The sequence below is a fragment of the Oleiphilus sp. HI0128 genome (genome assembly GCF_001635365.1).
Genome location: NZ_LWGG01001225.1, coordinates 1 through 1,278, shown reverse-complemented (window position 1 = coordinate 1,278; position 1,278 = coordinate 1). Strand labels below are relative to the sequence as shown.

Below are 1,278 nucleotides of genomic sequence, written 5' to 3'. Positions count from 1 at the left end.
GACCTTGAATTATCTCTTAGTTCCTCAGGTCTTGGTGTGGTGGTGTGGTCACAGGAAGTGTCGGGCTTCGACAGAGTTAGAGCAAGAAGATTCAATGTATCAAGTGATGCAACTCTGAGCAGTGATGAAACACAGTTTGTTGATGTTGTTGGTGCAGAAACACACTTTGCGGTTCAACCTAAACCCTCAATTTCTGATAATGGCGATCTCTACGTTGCTTGGCGTCAATCTTCTGGAGGTCGATATGATCTAATGCTTAATCGTAACGCTAGCGGAGAGTGGGAAGATGCTAAAAAGATTGAATATGATGACTCGGCAAGCGTTAGTGAGTTTACTCTGGCCCACAATAATTTGAACGAGTTATTTGTGGCTTGGTCAATGCTGTTCGACGATGGTGTGAACAGTCTTACAGTTCGTTCTTATCATCCCGGCTCTGGCTTTTCTACTGCTGAAGACATTCCAGTTACTGGATCTGGTTCTGAGAGACCGGTTACCAGCCCTTTACTAAACTTTGACTATGAAGGTAACGGTGTCTTAAGTTGGGTTCAGAATACTTCGTTCCACCCAAAAATCAAGACAAGACAATATTCTAAGTTGTCTAAGGTGTGGCTGAGTGAAAGTACGATTGTTCAAGAGACATCAGGTGCCGAAGTGTTAACCTTGAGGCAAAATGCCTTGCTACGTGACGGCAGAATACTTTCAGTGTGGGGGCTTTCTGATGTTACCGGTGCATCGCTTGGCAGCGCACTGTTTAAAGAATACCTCCCACCTATTGAGTAAGAAAAATCTAGGCTGGCTTGGCAATTTGATTTAGGGAAGTGCTACCGTGAAGACTCCCCCTCCGTGTCTGCCTCCATTTGATAACTTGATAGACCCTTGCTTGTCATTTTGTGTGTGAAGTTTAGTGACCATTTCAGCAAAATATATTCCCAGGCTGGTGCTGCCAGTTTGAAAGTTAATGTTATTTATTACTTCTCCTGGTGAGGCTTGCAATAGCTCGTCAGGATAACCGATTCCATCATCATGTATTTCTATAATCAGGTCATCATCTTTGATGTAGGCGACGATTTCAATGATCGATTTGGTATAGCGTGAAGCATTATTTAGCGCGTTATTAAGAACGCCCAAAATTACCTCCCTATCAAAATACCAAGATATATTTGGATCACAGGTGATTTCGAGTTCAATATTTTTATCTTTGAGCATTGGCGAATAGTGTGCGGATTGCTCGTCCAGGATGTCGTGAACAAAGCACTCATCGATATGTAATGATAGCAT

General features: G+C 42.8%; 2 protein-coding genes. One reads left to right on the top strand and one right to left on the bottom strand.

Translation table 11 applies throughout. The features are described 5' to 3' along the window. The coding region (locus tag A3763_RS29000) for a hypothetical protein (protein WP_197483024.1) at nt 1–780 on the top strand (780 nt) is incomplete at its 5' end. Between the two features lie 30 nt (nt 781–810). On the opposite strand, the gene A3763_RS20645 is transcribed toward A3763_RS29000, so the two are convergent. After that, nucleotides 811–1,278 (bottom strand): sensor histidine kinase KdpD (locus A3763_RS20645; RefSeq protein WP_068760432.1); only part of this gene is annotated, 468 nt, incomplete at its 5' end.